This window comes from Hymenobacter metallicola, assembly GCF_004745645.1.
Lineage (GTDB): Bacteria > Bacteroidota > Bacteroidia > Cytophagales > Hymenobacteraceae > Hymenobacter > Hymenobacter metallicola.
In genome coordinates this window covers 1,938,059-1,953,433 of the sequence record NZ_SRMB01000001.1, presented here as the reverse complement: position 1 = coordinate 1,953,433, position 15,375 = coordinate 1,938,059, and the positions used below count along the sequence as shown (strand labels likewise).

The following is a 15,375-nucleotide window of genomic DNA, read 5'->3' as shown; positions in this document are numbered from 1 at the left end:
AGCCCGGTTATCGGTGTGGCGTGGGGTGGGCGCTTTTCCATTGGTTATATCAACTCAAGGGGGCGAGCGGCAGGCGGATGCGGACGTAGGCCCCGCCGGACGTGCCGGTTTCCATGGCCCCGCCCAGCAGCTCCACCCGGTCGCGGATGCTGCGCAGGCCCAGGCCCGTAGCGGAGGCCGGCTTGGCCGCGAAGCCTGGGCCGTTGTCCTCCACGCGCAGCAGCACCCAGCCCGGCGTGGTTTCCACTTCCAGGCTGGCCTCGGTGGCGCCCTGGGCGTGCTTGATGACGTTCTGGGCTAGCTCCTGAGCCATGCGGTAGAGTGCCACTTGCAGGGGCGGCGGGATGGGGCCGGCTTCTTCGTCGAGCTGCACCTGGCAGTGCAGGAGCAGCTGCGGGGAGCTCATCTTAGCCCCGATGTCCTGCAACGCGGCCGTCAGGCCAAACTCCTCCAGCATAATGGGCACCAGCTCATGCGAGAGGACGCGGGTTTGGCGAATGGCATCAGCCAGCAGCCGGTCGGCTTCCTGGCGGGCAACCACCAGGGTCGGGTGGGTGTGCAGCACCGGGACGTGGAGCTGGTCGAGGCGGAGCTTAGTGGCGTACAGCAGTTGCCCGATGCCATTGTGCAGGCCTTCGGCAATGCGTTTGCGCTCGGCCTCCTGGGCTTCCTGCACCGCCTCAAACAAGGCCCGCTGCTGGCGCAGGCGCAGGCGCAGATTGTCCTGCTCCAGGTGGTGCAGCTGGCTGATGTCCACGTCCACGCCCAGCACCCGGCCCGGCTGGCCCTGCTCGTTGGACAGAGCCACGGCTTTCATGCGCACGATTTTTACCTGCCCGTGCACGCGCAGGCGCAAGGTTTCCTCAAAGCCCTGGCCGGCGGCAAGCTGGTGCAGCAGCTGCTCGGCCCGCGGCCGGTCCTCCTCGAGCACGGCCTCGCGGTAGCGGTTGGGCGTGGCGGGGCTGCCCGCCGGCAAGCCGAAGAGCTGGTACATGCCATCCGACCAGCGCATGGTGCCCGTGGCTATATCGTAGTCCCAACTGCCCAGGCCGGCCACGGCTTCGGCCTGCTCCAGCAGGCGCAGGTTTTTCAGCAGCTCCTGCTCGGTCGTTTTGCGCTCGGTGATGTCGAGGTTGGTGGCCACCACTCCGTCGCCGAGCTTCACGAACTGGCAGGCAAACCACTTGTCGAACCCCTCGTGGGGGTAGAAGTACTCCATGCCCTGGGGCTCGCCGGTTTCCACGGCCCGCACAATCAGGTCGAAAATGCCCACCTCGCGGATGCCGGGAAATTCCTGAGAATAGAGCTTGCCCTCCAGGTCGGTGCGCCCGGTTTCACGCTCCAGCTCCTGGCTCACCAGCACTAGGCGGAAGTCCTGGATGGTGCCGGTGTCGTCGCGCACGGCCTGTAGCACCGACATGGCAATCAGGTTGGTATCGAATACCGATTGCAGCAGGTCGCGGCTGGCCTCCACCTCGTGGGTGCGCTCGGCTACTTCGTGCTCCAGCCAGGCCTTGTCGGCGGCCAGGGCTGCCTCGGCCAGCTTGCGGGTGTGAATGTCGGTGGCCGCGCCGAAGCATTCGGTGACCCGGCCCTGCTCGTCGCGGACGGGTAGGGCCTGCACCTGAAACCAGCGGTACTCGCCCGCGGCCGAGCGGATGCGGTGTTCCTGCTGCAGGGGCTGCCCGGTCAGCATGGCCGCGCGGTAGTGCTGCGCCGAGCCGGCCCGGTCGTCGGGGTGGATGGCGTCGGCCCAGCCGTCGGCTACGGCCACCGACTGGCCGGTGTACTCGTACCAGCGCTGGTTGTACCAGTGGGTTTCGCCCTCGGCGGTGCTGCGCCAGAGCAGGTCGGGCACCAGGTTGACCACCGTGCGAAACTGCTCCTCCGACTGCCGCAACGCTTCTTCGGCGCGGGCCCGCTCCAGGCGCGTCCAGATGCGGGCGGTCAGCTCGCGCAGCAGCGCCAGCTCGTCGGCTTGCCAGTGGCGCGGCTTTGTGTCGTAGAAGCCGAGCAGGAAACACCATTCCCCGTCGCGCTGCAGCGGCACGGTCACCATGGCCTGAATCTGGAAGGCGGCATACTGCTCGCCCTCGGTACGCGGGTCGGCGAAAACGTCGTCAATCACGACCGTTTCCCCGGCGCGCGAGGCGCGCTGGAATTCGGGGCTGATAAAGTCGACTATCGGGTGCCGGCCGGGAATGTCCACGGCGCCTTCCCGGCTCCAGCCGTAGGCAACCCAGCATACCTCGTGGGTTTCGTCAATCTCCACGAACAGGCAGCGCGACAGGCCGAAGTGGGCACCGATCTTCGCGCCCAGCTGGTTCATCGTCTCGTCCAGGCTAGTGAGCTGCGCCAGTTCCTGGCTGATGTCGGCCAACAGGGCCAGATTGGCCTCGGTCCGCTTGCGGGCGGTGATGTCGGTGGCCGCCCCGAACCATTCCACGAGGTTGCCTTGGGCGTCGAGCACCGGTATGGCCCGCGAGGCCACCCAGGCCACCCCGCCGTCGGCGCGCCATACGCGGTGCTCCAGGGCAAAAGGCTGTTTGGCGGCAATGGCCGCGTGGATGGCGGCCCACGTCGCGGCCTGGTCCTCGGCCGGAATGTAGCGTTCCACCCAGGGCGTGCGGGCCTCATCGTTCGGGGCGAAGAAGTTCTTGCCGCCCAGCGGCTGCATCTGCTGCCAGTCGGGGCTCATGCGGTAAAACGTGTCGGCGCTGGTGGTCACGAACAAGCGGAATTGTTCCTCCGAGTGGCGCAGCGCCTGCTCGGTGCGCTTCTGCGCGTCGATGTCGAGGATGACCGTGACGTGGCCGGCCACTTGGTCGTGGGGGTACCGCAGGGGCACGGCAAACACCTGCGTCCAGACCGGCGGGCCCTCGGCCGGGGTGTGCAGCATTTCGAGGCCCGGCACCACTCGCTCGCCCCGCTGGGCGCGGGCGCCGGGAAATTCTGTGGGCGGGAGCGGGTGCCCGTCTGGGCCCACGGCGTGCCAGCGCGGCAGCTGCGTCGCGTCGCGCGAGGGCATGATGCCGGTGGGCAGGTAGCGCCGCATCTGGTGATTGGCCAGGGTCAGGTGGCCGTCGGCGGCGGTCAGGCCAATGCCCACCGGCAGGGCGTCGAACACCGCGGCGAGCGTGGCCTCGCTGTTGCGCAGGGCGGCTTCGGCACCGGCGCGTTCCAGCCGCAGCCACACCCGGCCGGCTACGTCCTGCAGCAATCCGATTTCGTCGGGCGCCCAGGCCCCCGGCTGGGGGCGGCACACGCCCAGGTCGAACACCCAGCGGCCCTGGGCCACGTGGGGCGTATTCACCAGTGCGCGGATGCCGAGGGCCCGATACGCCTCGACCTGAGCGGCCGAACGGTGGCCGTCGTCCACGTCGCTGACAATCATGGGCTGGCCTGCCGCCAGCTGCCGGTTTTCCGCCGGGGTATGAAAGTCGTTTAGCGGGTAGGTGCCGGTCATGGCCGGTAGCCCGGCCGGCCGGGCGTGGTGCAACACGGTACAAGTCTCGGCTTCCGGGTCGACAGCTACGAAGAAGCAGTGCGACAACTGCAGGTATTCGGTGATGCGCCGGCCTGCCAGCTCCATCACCTCCTCGACGGTGTTCAGCGGTGCAAAGTCGCTCATCAGGCCGGCCATAAACGCCAGGTTGTTCTCGTGGCGCTTGCGGGCGGTAATGTCGTTGAAGAGCACGGCCACCTGCCGGGCCTCGGGCTGGCCCACCCGGAAGGCATGCACGTCGAACCAGCGGCTTACCGCCGCCACGTAGTGCTCCACGCGCACGGCCTGCCCAGTGCGGGCCACTCGCCCGTAGGTTTCAAACCAGAAGGGCTCCAGGTCGGGCAGCAACTCGCGGGCGGTACGGCCTTGAATGTCCGGGAGCATGCCCGACTGCTGGGCAAACACCCCATTCAGCTCCAGGTAGCGGAAGTCCAGGGCCTGCTGCCCGGCTTGGTCGAACAGCACCTCCAACACACAATACCCCTCCGTCGGGGCATAGGCCAGGGGCGGGAGCGGAGCTTGGGGCTGGTGGTGGGCGGTGATATCCTGCCCATACAACACCCAGCCCGCGGCCTGAGGGGCACTGCTAAAGGCCACCCACTGCTGCTGGGTCGGCAAGTACACTTCCCGGGCCGGGTGGGGGCCCGGCTCCAGCAGCCCCAGCAGGGTAGCATACAGGTCGGCGGGCAGGCCAGCTTCGGGCAGGGGCAGGCCTAGCAGAGCATCGGGCGCGGCCCCGCACCAGCGGGCGGCCTGCGGATTGACGCGCCGGATAAGGCCCTGCTCGTCCAGCACCAGTACCCCGACGGGCAGGCTGTCCAGCACTTGCTCGGCGGTCGGCTGGCTGGCCGCTGAGGAAGTGGGCTGGTCGGGGTCGGTACGGGTAGAAAGGAACATGGGGCCTGGAGGGGTCACCGGAGTTAGCAGCGCAAGAGTAACCTACGCATAATTTCTGAGCACTGCCACGGGCCTTTTCGGCAAGCTGAGCCGTATTGGGGGCGGCGGCAGCCTACGGTCCAGGTTGCCCGGGGCAGTCGGGCTCGGCCGGGCGCTAGGCCCAGTGGGTGAGGGCGGCGGCCTCGTCGAGGGTGGCCACGATGGGCAAATCGACCCCGGCCCCGGGCAGGGTAAGCTGCCGGAAGCGCCGTACAGCCGCGGGCACCCGGCACAGCACCAGGTCGCCAAGGCAGAAAGCGTTTGAAGCAGGCGGCAGCCCGCTCGTACGGCCGGCTTACCACTACAGCAGGCTACTGCCAGATAGTAAGCCAGATGCGCTTCTGCTGCCGGGCCGGCCGGGACTCGTGGCAAACGATTTGGGTAGCCGACGTGGTCGGGCCAAAAGTTCGGCCCCGGCAAGTCCTACCGGCTCTGCGTTTACCCCTGATTGTCGGGCAGGAGCTACGGATTCTGGTTTTCCCCGGGGCCCGGCTACTCTACTCGCCCAGAAAGGGGTGACCATCCCCCGGCCCGGCTACTGGGAAATAAACTGTGAAGGTGCTGCCCACGCCGGGCTGGCTGTGCACCTGGATATGGCCCCCCACGTGCTCGACCATGCGCTTGACCATGTAGAGCCCCACGCCCGCGCCTTCCACGTGGGTGTGGTAGCGGCGAAACATACCGAACATTTCCGTCTGCCGGCTCAGGTCGATGCCCAGGCCGTTGTCCTGAACTTCCACCACCGCTTGTCCCGGCCGGGGGTAGGAGCGGATATGGACTTTGGGAGCCCGCTCGGGTGAACGGTACTTGAGGGCATTGCTGAGCAGGTTGTAGATAACCGAGCGCAGCGTCTTGGTGGGCACGCGTAGGGTCGGGCACGCGTCGGTGTCGATGAGCACGTGGGCCCGCGACACGGTCAGCAGCGGGGCCAGGTCCAGCTGCACGCCCCGGATAACGGCACTCAGACTCACGGGGGCGGCCGGGGCGGCCTCGGGCTGCAGGCGCGTCACCTCCGTGAGGTAGCCCAGCGTGGCCAGAAACCGCTCGACGGCGCCTTCCATCAGCCCCACCACTTGCCCGGCCGTGGCCGTCCAGGTACCCGAGGCAGCTTCCTGCCGCAGCACCGTCAACAGGCCCTCGATGTTGGTGATGGGGGCCTTCAGGTCGTGGGAGGCCGTGTACACGAAGGTGTCCAGCTCGGCGTTGGTGCGCGTGAGCTGGGTGTTGGCTTCCAGAAACTCATCGTTGGTCACGCGCAGCTCCTCGTTGGCAATGGCCAGCTCCTCGTTCAGGTGCTGCACCTGCTGGCGGGCCACCGCGGCCTCGGTCACGTCCACGGCGCTGACCACGACGCCCGTAGGCTGGCCGGCCGCGTCGCGCACGGGCTCGTACTGGAAGTCGAGGTAGCGGGTAGCGCCCCCGTCGGCGTCGGGCATCGCCACTTCTCGCTCCTGCCAGGGGTGGCCTGATTCGTAGACCCGGGTAAGCAGGTCCGGGAAGGACGTATACGCGGCGGAAAACAATTCCTCCGCCGACTGGCCCAGGTCCAGGGGATGGTTTGCCAGACTGCGGAAAGCCTCGTTGAAGGCGCTGAGCCGGTGTTTCGGCCCGTCGAAGGTGGCCACGGCGGCCGGCACTGCATTGAGCAGCTGCCGCAGAAAATTGCGCTGGCTCCTGACCGTCGCGTGCAGGGCCGCGGCCCGCTGCCGGGCCCGCACCTGCTCGGTAGCCTCGTAGAGAAAGATGACCACCCCGGCTATGTGGCCCTGCTCGTAGTAGGCTTGGTAGCTGAAGTTGAAGTACCGCTCCTGAGCCGGCTGCCCGGGCGTGGCCGCCGTGGGCAGGGGCAACTCAGTGCCGTAGTAGGTTTCGCCGGTCTGGTACACGTGGTCGAGCCGCGCGACGGTAGCCGCGTCGAAGGCGGCCGGGAAGGCCTCGGCCACGGTGCGGCCCTGTACCGCCTCGCCGGCAAACAGCTGGCTAAAAGCCGGGTTGCGGTACTCCACGCGGTGGTCGGGCTCGCGCAGCAATACGATGGCCGCCGGGGCCTGCTCGAATATGCGCAGCAACTCCTGCCGCTGCTGGCTGCGGTACTCGTCTGTGGCCAGTAGCTCGGCCTGGAGGACCTCGGCCCGCTGCCGGGCCCGCACCTGCTCGGTTACCTCCAGGCCGATGGCCACCACCTTGGTTACCTGGCCCTGGGCGTCGCGCAGGGGGTGAAAGCCGAAGTTGACAAAGCCCTGCTCGGGCTGGCTTTCGGCGGGGTGGCCGGGTCGGGCCAGGCGCACGGGGGCCTCGGTCACGAACGTTTCCTGGCCGGTGCGCAGCACCTCGGCTAAGAGCTGCTCGAAGCCTTGGCCGGCGGTTTCGGGCATGGCCTCGAAGTAGGGGCGGCCCAGCACCTCGGCCGGGGAGCGGCCCCAGATGGCGGCCACTGCCGCGTTGGCCTGCTCCACTACCAGCTCGGGGCCGCGCAGCACGGCCACGGCCACCGGACTTTGTTCGAAGAGGCGACGCAGCTCGTCGCGCTGGGTTTCCACAGCCGCGTGCCCGGCCTGCTCGTAGGCCTGGTGGGCACGCCGGGCCGCGTCGAAGATAGGCTCTTCGGCGGCGGCCAGCACCGTAAAGCTCACCAGCAGGGTGTCGCCCACGCGCCGGGCCAGCTGGCTGAAGCGGCCCTCGTAGCCGTCGGCCTGGTAGTAGCCATCGCGCCGGGCCGGGCCGCCGTGCTCATAGGCAGCGCGGTAGAAGGCCAGGCCCCCGTCGGTAGCAGCCTGGGTGAAGTGCTGGGTGTAGGTTGTGGCGGGCTGCTCGGGCAGGCGCAGCAGCTGCCGGGCGGCCGGGTTCAGGTACTGAAACGCGAAGTCCACCACTTGCCCGTTGGGTGCCAGCAGAGGCGTGTAGCAGATCACCCCGCTGGGCAGCAGCTCCAGTAGAGCAGGCAATAACTCCTCGGCTGGCAGTAGACCGGCCGGCAACGGCGCAGGGGTAAGCAAAGACATAGGCGAATAACTCTGGCAAAACTAATTGGTTCCCTAGGATACGGTTCAGCTTACGCGTGCAATAGTATAGGTGTTGTTAAGAAACTGGGGGCTAACGACTTAGTCGGATGCCAACTACACAGTTTTGGGTAGCTATTTATTCGTAGGTACTGGCGGGCTTCACACGGCTGCTTGTTGGTCATAACAGACAGTGCGAAAACTGCCGTCACACGGTCTGTCATGACGAATACAAGCCGGTCTGAGACGGAGCTGTCGTATCTTGCCCGGCCTCTGGTTTTTCGCCCTGCTGTGGACTCTGCCGCTCAACTCCGGGATATACGAATGCATTTCAATGTCAGCTAACAGGACATGGCCGGGCGGCCGCCGTCTACCCCGACTGCAAAGCCCAGGTGCAGAAGCGCCACAACGAGTTGCCGGAGTAATTCTAGTTGCTATTCCTATTGCACGAGCTTAGCCGCGAAGTTGGCCGGGCTTTTTTATGCGTGGTGGGGAGAAGGCGGTAACAGAGCGTCCTGGCGAGCAGCGCGGGGCAGCGGGTAGGCTGGATGTTATCAAGCCAACCCGCACTTTTTTAGCTCCTATTCCGAATGCAGCGAAGCACCTTGTCACCTATGAGCGAGTCGTTGGTGCGTTTGTCGAAGGTCCTTCGCTACGGGCCAGGATGACCGTAGCGTAACCCAGGGGTTCTAAACATCCCGCCCGCTTTGCCGTTTGCACATGCACTGACCTGCCGCGTGCGTATGCTTCTCCGATTTTTACTGCTGTTTCCTCCGAGCCTGCTGTCTGTACCAGCCCTGGCCCAAACTCCTGATACCACCCGCACCGTGAAGCTGCCCGAGGCCACCGTCGTCGGCTACGGTACCAACCAACCCCTGCGGCGCACGGCAGCCGGCGTGAGCGTGCTCGATGCCAGTGGTATCGAGCGGTTTAGTCAGGCTTCCCTGGCGGCGGCAGTCAATACGCTGCCCGGCGTGCGGCTGGAGGAGCGGGCCACGGCCAGCTACCGCATCAGCGTACGGGGCAGCACGCTCCGCTCCCCGTTCGGGGTGCGCAACGTGAAAGTTTATTACCACGACATCCCCTTTACCGAAGCCAGCGGCAGCACCCCCTTCAATCTGCTCGACCCGGCCACCATCGGGCGCATCGAGGTCATCAAAGGGCCTACGGCCAGTGTGTACGGGGCCGGCACGGGCGGCGCTATTCTGCTCAGCAACCGCCAAGCAGCTCCCGGCGAAGCCCGGGCCCAGGTGGGTTTCACGGCCGGCAGCTTCGGACTGCGCCGCTACTCGGCCGCCGCCGAGGCGGGCACTGCTGCCAGCTCGGTGCGCGCCCAGTATGTGCACCAAACTCTGGATGGCTACCGCGAAAACAGCGCTTCCCTGCGCGACGTGCTCACCCTCGACGGCGAGTTCCGACCCTCGGATAAGCGCACCGTGGCGGCCCACTTACTCTATACCGACCTGAACTACCAGCTGCCCGGCGGGCTGACCCGGGCGCAGTTTGAGCAGAACCCCCGCCAGGCCCGGCCCCGCACGCTAAACAGCGCGGGCACCGTAACGAGTCCGGGCACGGTGGAGCAGCAGGCGGCTTATGCGTCGCGCACGGCGCTGCTGGGTGTGTCGCACGAGTACCGCTTCACGCCCGCCTTCACCAACAAAACCACGCTTTATACCTCGGGCACGGCCATTCGTACGCCGTATCTGGTCGATTATGAGCGCAACACGGCCGTGGGCTGGGGTGGGCGCACGGCCTTTACCTACCGGGCGGTAGTGGCGGGCCGCCTGCTGCGCCTGAGTGGGGGCGGGGAGTGGCAGAGCAGCTTTGAAAATTCCCGCAACTACCAAAACCGCGGGGGCAGCGCCGGGCTGTTGCGCTACGACGACGAAATCCGGACGGCTACCGGATTTGGCTTTGCCCAGGCCGAATTGGAGCTGCCCGCCGGCCTGCTGGCTACCGTGGGGGCCAGCTACAACCGCCTGACCTACCGAATTACGCGCCTGCCCTACGGCACAATCAATCCGGCGGGTTACGAAACGGTGCGCAGCTTCCGGCCCGAAGTGTCGCCGCGGGTAGCCTTGCTCAAGGAAATTACGCCCCTGATTTCGGCCTACGCCAGCGTGAGCAGCGGTTTTTCACCGCCCACTGAGGAAGAAATCCGGCCCTCCGACGGCAGCCTCAACCGTGACCTGCAAGCCGAGCGGGGCACCAGCTACGAGGTGGGCGTTCGGGGTAAGGCCTGGGGCGAGCGGCTGGTATTCGACGTAGCTGCCTTCGACTTTGGTCTGCGCCAGACCATCGTGACGCGCACCAACGAGCTAGGCTCCCAGCTGTTTGCCAACTCGGGCTCCACCCGGCAGCGCGGCATCGAGGCGGCCGTGAGCGGTGCATTGTTGAAGCAGCAGGTGCTGGTATGTGAATCGTCTCTAACCGATTCTTATAGTACTCAGTGGAACGAGAAAACATTCACTCGTTTAAGTGCTTTCGTTAGCTACGCCTACAATCATTTCCGTTTCCGCGATTATCAGCAGAATACCGACAATTTCAGCGGTAACCAACTCACCGGTACCGCTCCGCATACGCTCAGCGCCGGTTTAAATTATATTGATAAACTAGGTTTCTACCTCAGCCCCACGCTCAGCCACCAGGCCCGCCTGCCCCTAAATGATGCTAACACAGCTTATGCGCCCGGCTACTGGACGTTTGCGGCCCGTGGCGGCTGGCGCAAAACCCTGCTGACCCGCTTGGAGCTGGATGTGTACGCCGGCATCGAAAACGCCACGGACCGCCGCTACAGCCTCGGCAACGACCTGAATGCCTTCGGGGGGCGCTACTACCAGCCCGCCCCCGGCCGTAATTTCTACGGGGGCACCACCCTGGGATGGAAGTGGTGACCTAAGCTACGTGTCATTGCGAGGACGCAGGACGAAGCAATCCGTCCTCTGCGCAGCACAGAATGACCTTTTACCAGAAAGCCCTAACGTCTAGCTCAAACGTTAGGGCTTTTCAGTTTAGGAGGCTCCGCACATTTCAGAGGACGGATTGCTTCGTCCTGCGTCCTCGCAAGGACAGTTAAGAAAGATGCCACGGCTGCGCCTCGCAAGGGCAGCTATTTGACAGGTAAACCTACACTACACCTTTACCGCCTTGCCTTTCTTCGCCGCTTCGTAAATGGCCATGATGTAGCGCACATCCTTCAGGCCTTCCTCACCGGGGGTTTTGGGTGTTTTGTTGTCGCGCACGCACTCGGCCATGTGGTCTAGCTCGGCGGCAAACTGGTTGCCTTCCTTGAGCTTCGGCTCCTCTTTGCCCTTGTCGTCCCCGATTTTCATGTTGTGCTCGTAGTAATCCGACAGCGGGTCGAGGTCGAGCCAGGCTTTATCGCCGAATACGCGGCCCCGCTTCACCTCCGAGTAGCTGTAGGAACTGGTGCAGGAAGCCAGCACTCCGCTGGGAAAACGCAGGGTGAAGTGGATGTTGTCCTCGACTTCCTTGAAGCGTGGGTCCGATTTGTCGCTGAACTCCTGGGCCGTCACCTCCACGGGTTCTTCGCCGGTTAGGTAGCGGCAGGCATTCAGGGCGTAGATGCCGATATCCATCAGAGAGCCGCCCCCGGCCATCTTTTTCACGACCCGCCACGAGTCGGCCTTGTCTTCGGTGGGTTTCACGGGGCGTCCGTGGTCGGAGGTAATAGCTTTGATCTTCCCCAGCTCGCCCTTGCGGATTCGGTCCATAGCGTCCAGGTTGAAGGGCTCGTAGTGGGCCCGGTAGGCAATCATGAGCTTTTTGCCGGCTTTGTTGCAGGCCGCAATCATCTTCTCACAATCCTCCACCGAGGTGGCCATAGGCTTTTCGCAGAGCACGTGCTTACCGGCTTTGGCCGCCCGAATCGTGTATTCGGCGTGCATCGAGTTGGGCAGAATGATGTAGACAATATCAACCTCGGGGTTGTCTTTAATCGAGTCGAAGTTGTCGTAGCTGTAGATGCTTTTTTCGGCCACGCCGTATTCCTGGGCCAGTTGCTTGGCCTTATCGGGCGAGCCGCTTACCAAGGCCGTAATACGGGCGTGCTTACAGTCTTTAAAGCTGGGCATGATCTGCTGGGTCGCAAACTTGCCCAAGCCCACAATGGCAAAGCCGAGCTTGCCGGAATCCGCTGGTTTCATAGGGTCGGGTTGGGGGTGAGAAAAGGCCGGGACGGGTCCGGCAACGGCCGCCAGAGCTGCGCCCAGGCTTAGCTGACGCAAAAAATGACGACGTGAATCGGGAGGAGCAGGCATAGGCTGATAGCAGAATTAGGATAGACTAACTCAACGAGGCCCAGGGGGTTTGCGTTACGCCCGGCTTTGCGCGTATCTTGGCCTCCTGATTTTTTAAGGGCTGCGCCTATGCATTCTTCGCTGATTATCGGGCCGCTGCTGGCCGAGCACTACCCGGCCGTGGCCGCCATTTATGCCGCTGGTATTGCCACCGGCAACGCCACCTTCGCCACTGATATTCCCGACTGGGCCACCTGGGACCAAAGCCATCTGCCTGCCGCTCGGCTCGTGGCCCTAGCCCCCGACGGTGCCGTAGCCGGCTGGGCCGCCCTCACGCCGGTGTCGGGCCGCTGCGTGTACCGGGGCGTGGCCGAAGTAAGCGTGTATGTCGATGCCGCCTACCAGGGCCAGGGCGTGGGGCAAGCCCTGCTCCGGCAGCTGGTGCAGGAGGCGGAAGCCCAGGGGCTCTGGACCCTGCAAGCGGGTATCCTGCGCGAAAATGCCGCCAGCCTGGCGTTGCACCGGCGCCTGGGTTTCCGCGACGTTGGGATTCGGGAGCGGCTGGGCCAGCTTCAGGGCCAGTGGCGCGACGTGTGTTTGCTGGAACGCCGCAGCGCGGTGGTTGGCGTGTAGCCCTTAGGAGGCGGTGGGCAGGGCCAGCACGGGCAGCTGGGACTGTCGGATCAGCTGGGCCGTAATGCTCCGATGAAACAGCCGACCCAACACGCTGTGCCGCCGCGCAATGACGACGAGCAAATCCGCGTGGATGGTGTGGGCCACCTGCTCAATGCCCTTGGCAATATCCAGGTTACGTACGCCCCGGGTCCGCACCGGCGTCGCCACATCCTGCAGCAGGCCGGCCGCCTGCACACTATGCAGCGCGGCAGTGCAGGAGTCGTCGTCTTCGGGCTCGGCCACGTGCACCACGGTCAGGGTAGCCTGTAGGGCCTGCAGCAGCGGCTGCGCCGATTGGGCGGGTGTAGTCAGGCGAAAAGCATTGCCGTCGGCCGCCAAAGCAATGCACTGCGGAGTTTTGATTACGGTAGACGCCGGTACGACCAGCAGCGGATAGTGCGACTCGCGCAGCAGCGTCAGGGAGGTCGTCGTCACCAGTTCTTCCGGTAAGTCCCCGGGGGTGGGTTTGCCGAGCACCAGCAGGGCCGGGCGGTGCTGGTTCACCATTTCCAGAATGGCGGTTGTGGAGCGTCCCGTTGTCATGGCGGGCACTGCCGGTACGGTGAGTTTGCCGATTCGCTCTTCCAAGGCCACGGCAATTTCTCCTTCGCTGCGGTGAGCTACGGCCCCGGTAAAGGCTTCCGGATCAAAGATAGAATTACGGTTTACGTGCAGCAGCACAAGCGGAACCTGCAGGCGGGCGGCCAGCATATCGGCATAAGCCAGGGCCGCATCGGCCGCCGGGGTAAAATCGGTGAGAACGAGCAAGGGAGCGGGCATACGAACTCGGAATTGGGGGTGAGGATGCTCAGGTATACTGTCCTGGCCGGAAGCCGTTGGGGGTATTACGTAGAATGGCCAGGATCAGCGGGAAGGCTATAATCACAAAAAGCCGTTCAACCTTTTGGCTGAACGGCTTTTTGCTATACTCAACCGGTGGGCAGCAGCTCAGAAAGCTCCGCAATACCGCACCGGTAGCAGCCGACTAGCGGTTGTTGTCGTTGTCGTAGTTGTTGTTCGACTCGATGATGATACTGTCGCGCTGGTCGCCGGTACCGGCCAGGTCGCCGGTGCCTCCGGGGCTGGTCGTATCATCGGGAATTCCTATCGTTTCCTGCTCTAGCTGAGCGGAAGTGTCCAGGGTACCCTCCTCGTCGCGCTTGTAGGTGTACAGCTCGTCGTGGTGCTTCTGCTGCTCAGGGCTCATTTTGGCGCCGTCGCCCTGGGGCTCATTCGACGTATTTTTCTTTTGTTGGTCCATACAGGTAAGGCTTTACGCGCGGCTGCGGATTAGTTCAGGGCGCTGTCGTTAGGGTCTTCGGGGCCCGTGCTGCGGTTGGCCGGCTCGTTGGTGGCCCAGTTGCGGGTGCCGCTGCCGTAGCGCGGGTCGTCCTGCTTGTTGGCCTCGCGGCGCACCTCGTCGTCGTCGGTCTGGCTGGCTACGGCCGTGGCCGTGGCCCGGTTCTGCGGGGCTGCGCCGCGCTGGTCGGGTTCGGTTACGTTGGGGGCCGCTACGCCCTCGGGGTTGTTGCCGGCTTGGTGCGAATAGGCATCAGTAGAGCCGGTCGAGGTGTTGGCGACGCCGCCAAATTCTCCGTAGGCCGGGGTATTGGTGGCAAAAGTATTCGGCTTGGGATTGGCCGGGGTATCAGCGCCGTTTTCGGCGGTATTGCTGGCGCGGGCGGCACCTTCACGGTGGTTTTCCGGCGTTTCGTTTCGGTCTTTGCGAAACTCGCTGAATTCGTCTGGATTATCGTTGCTGCCGTCGTTAGGATGGGTCTGCATGGCGAAAGAGTAGTAAAGGTTGGAAGGCACGAAGCCGTGCACTGCCGATATGTACGCAGCCGATTTGGTTTTGGCTACGCTCCCGGCCAAAATCCAACGGTTGTGGTTGTCACCTTGCTGGGTTTTGCTCAGGAGCGGTTTGGCTTCCTGATGCCGCATAGCCAAAACCCTGACTGTACTATCTACTTGCTCGCAGGCGCTGCGTATGCAGGCTATCTTGCCTTTCCTTTCCACGAACTTTCCGTTTCTTCCCATGAAACCAACCATCCGGCACAACGAAGACGAGCAGACTTTTTACGCCACCCTCGACGGCTACGAAGGGGAGCTTGCCTACAGCCGCCCATCCGCTACGGTCATCGACTTTTCCCACACCTTCGTCGACGAAAACCTGCGCGGGCGGGGCGTCGCCGATGCTATGGCAGTCGAGGCCCTGGCGTATGCTCGTGCCCAGGGGCTACGCATCAAAACCAGTTGCGCCTTCATGCAGGCCTACGTAGATCGGCATACCGACTACCAAGATTTACAAGCCTAAAAGCCAACTAGGCGAAAGAGCTAAGCGGCGCTGCGTAGCCACTGGTCGGCGGCGGCTTCCGTAGAAAAATGCCGAAAGGCCAGAGCCGCCGGTGCCCCCAGGCCAACGGCCTGCGACGCCAGCCGTGCCATCGGGTTCTGGCTTTCCACAATAGCACAGTGGCTGTAACCGGCTTCCCGCACGCTACGTGGTATCCAATTCGTGCTGAGCCATTGCTGCACCAGTACCGGAATCAGGGGGCGCTGCTGATGAATACTCATGGTTTTGCCCGTGCGAAAATGCTTCATTGCCTGCTGCACCTGCTGGTAGGCAGTCCGCAACTCCTCTTCCGTACCGCCCGTCTGCGTCCAGCGCAGGCGCAGGTAGCCCGCCGCGTCGAAGCTCAGGTTCAGGGCCGGATTAGAGAAATACAGCGTTTCGCTTGTAGAGGGAGCAGGCATAGTAAAGCGCAGGGAACCAAGTTTCTACCCGCCAGAATACCGGCTTTGGTTATTTCAGACAGCGGGTCAGGAGGATTCTCTGCCGTAAAAATACGTCAGGATGATAAGATACCTAGTGGCATCGGCTAGTAATTCTGCCCGGCTTGCGTAGTGCCGGCGTGTACCTGGTTGAGCTTGGTAGCTTTTTGACGGTGGGCAGCCTTGTCAATCGGTAGCTGCCTGACCAGCAAAAGAAACCCCCTGG

At 64.2% G+C, this 15,375-nt stretch carries 10 protein-coding genes; 3 read left to right on the top strand and 7 right to left on the bottom strand.

Going from position 1 to position 15,375, the window contains the following annotated elements; genetic code table 11:
- Window positions 1-49 precede the first annotated feature (49 nt).
- Both E5K02_RS08235 and E5K02_RS08230 read right to left on the bottom strand, forming a co-directional pair.
- Window positions 50-4,402: a PAS domain-containing protein gene (locus E5K02_RS08235; RefSeq protein ID WP_135393865.1), complete on the bottom strand. Its 4,353-nt coding sequence runs from the start codon at window positions 4,400-4,402 to the stop codon at window positions 50-52.
- A gap of 536 nt (window positions 4,403-4,938) precedes the next feature.
- The gene (locus E5K02_RS08230; protein ID WP_135393863.1) at window positions 4,939-7,443 is read right to left on the bottom strand and encodes a PAS domain-containing sensor histidine kinase; all 2,505 of its coding nucleotides are present in this window, start codon (window positions 7,441-7,443) and stop codon (window positions 4,939-4,941) included.
- A gap of 740 nt (window positions 7,444-8,183) precedes the next feature.
- On the opposite strand from E5K02_RS08230, the gene E5K02_RS08225 reads away from it, so the two are divergent.
- Complete coding sequence (locus E5K02_RS08225) at window positions 8,184-10,334, top strand: TonB-dependent receptor family protein (protein ID WP_135393861.1); 2,151 nt, start codon at window positions 8,184-8,186, stop codon at window positions 10,332-10,334.
- 237 nt (window positions 10,335-10,571) lie between these two features.
- On the opposite strand, the gene E5K02_RS08220 is transcribed toward E5K02_RS08225, so the two are convergent.
- Complete coding sequence (locus E5K02_RS08220) at window positions 10,572-11,606, bottom strand: Gfo/Idh/MocA family protein (RefSeq protein ID WP_240737202.1); 1,035 nt, start codon at window positions 11,604-11,606, stop codon at window positions 10,572-10,574.
- A gap of 222 nt (window positions 11,607-11,828) precedes the next feature.
- On the opposite strand from E5K02_RS08220, the gene E5K02_RS08215 reads away from it, so the two are divergent.
- The gene (locus E5K02_RS08215) at window positions 11,829-12,332 is read left to right on the top strand and encodes a GNAT family N-acetyltransferase (protein ID WP_135393857.1); all 504 of its coding nucleotides are present in this window, start codon (window positions 11,829-11,831) and stop codon (window positions 12,330-12,332) included.
- A gap of 3 nt (window positions 12,333-12,335) precedes the next feature.
- Here E5K02_RS08215 and E5K02_RS08210 read toward each other — a convergent pair whose 3' ends face one another.
- From E5K02_RS08210 to E5K02_RS08200, 3 genes are all read right to left on the bottom strand, one after another.
- Window positions 12,336-13,154, bottom strand: a complete 819-nt coding sequence (locus E5K02_RS08210) for a universal stress protein (protein WP_135393855.1) — start codon at window positions 13,152-13,154, stop codon at window positions 12,336-12,338.
- Between the two features lie 205 nt (window positions 13,155-13,359).
- Window positions 13,360-13,635, bottom strand: a complete 276-nt coding sequence (locus E5K02_RS08205) for a hypothetical protein (RefSeq protein WP_135393853.1) — start codon at window positions 13,633-13,635, stop codon at window positions 13,360-13,362.
- A gap of 29 nt (window positions 13,636-13,664) precedes the next feature.
- Entirely contained in the window at window positions 13,665-14,318 is a 654-nt protein-coding gene (locus tag E5K02_RS08200; RefSeq protein ID WP_135393851.1) for a hypothetical protein, read from the bottom strand.
- Window positions 14,319-14,412: 94 nt separating this feature from the next.
- Between E5K02_RS08200 and E5K02_RS08195 the strand changes: the two genes are divergently transcribed.
- On the top strand, window positions 14,413-14,691 hold the full coding sequence (locus E5K02_RS08195; RefSeq protein ID WP_167856320.1) for a GNAT family N-acetyltransferase: 279 nt from the start codon (window positions 14,413-14,415) through the stop codon (window positions 14,689-14,691).
- Window positions 14,692-14,711: 20 nt separating this feature from the next.
- Here the strand turns inward: E5K02_RS08195 and E5K02_RS08190 are convergent, their stop codons facing one another.
- Entirely contained in the window at window positions 14,712-15,131 is a 420-nt protein-coding gene (locus tag E5K02_RS08190) for a hypothetical protein (protein ID WP_135393847.1), read from the bottom strand.
- Between the last annotated feature and the right edge of the window lie 244 nt (window positions 15,132-15,375).

Coding starts and splice junctions, on each gene's coding strand:
- E5K02_RS08235 (WP_135393865.1), bottom strand. CDS start 4,402: ATGTTCCTTTCTACCCGTACCGACCCCGACCAGCCCACTTCCTCAGCG.
- E5K02_RS08230 (WP_135393863.1), bottom strand. CDS start 7,443: ATGTCTTTGCTTACCCCTGCGCCGTTGCCGGCCGGTCTACTGCCAGCC.
- E5K02_RS08225 (WP_135393861.1), top strand. CDS start 8,184: ATGCTTCTCCGATTTTTACTGCTGTTTCCTCCGAGCCTGCTGTCTGTA.
- E5K02_RS08220 (WP_240737202.1), bottom strand. CDS start 11,606: ATGAAACCAGCGGATTCCGGCAAGCTCGGCTTTGCCATTGTGGGCTTG.
- E5K02_RS08215 (WP_135393857.1), top strand. CDS start 11,829: ATGCATTCTTCGCTGATTATCGGGCCGCTGCTGGCCGAGCACTACCCG.
- E5K02_RS08210 (WP_135393855.1), bottom strand. CDS start 13,154: ATGCCCGCTCCCTTGCTCGTTCTCACCGATTTTACCCCGGCGGCCGAT.
- E5K02_RS08205 (WP_135393853.1), bottom strand. CDS start 13,635: ATGGACCAACAAAAGAAAAATACGTCGAATGAGCCCCAGGGCGACGGC.
- E5K02_RS08200 (WP_135393851.1), bottom strand. CDS start 14,318: ATGCGGCATCAGGAAGCCAAACCGCTCCTGAGCAAAACCCAGCAAGGT.
- E5K02_RS08195 (WP_167856320.1), top strand. CDS start 14,413: ATGAAACCAACCATCCGGCACAACGAAGACGAGCAGACTTTTTACGCC.
- E5K02_RS08190 (WP_135393847.1), bottom strand. CDS start 15,131: ATGCCTGCTCCCTCTACAAGCGAAACGCTGTATTTCTCTAATCCGGCC.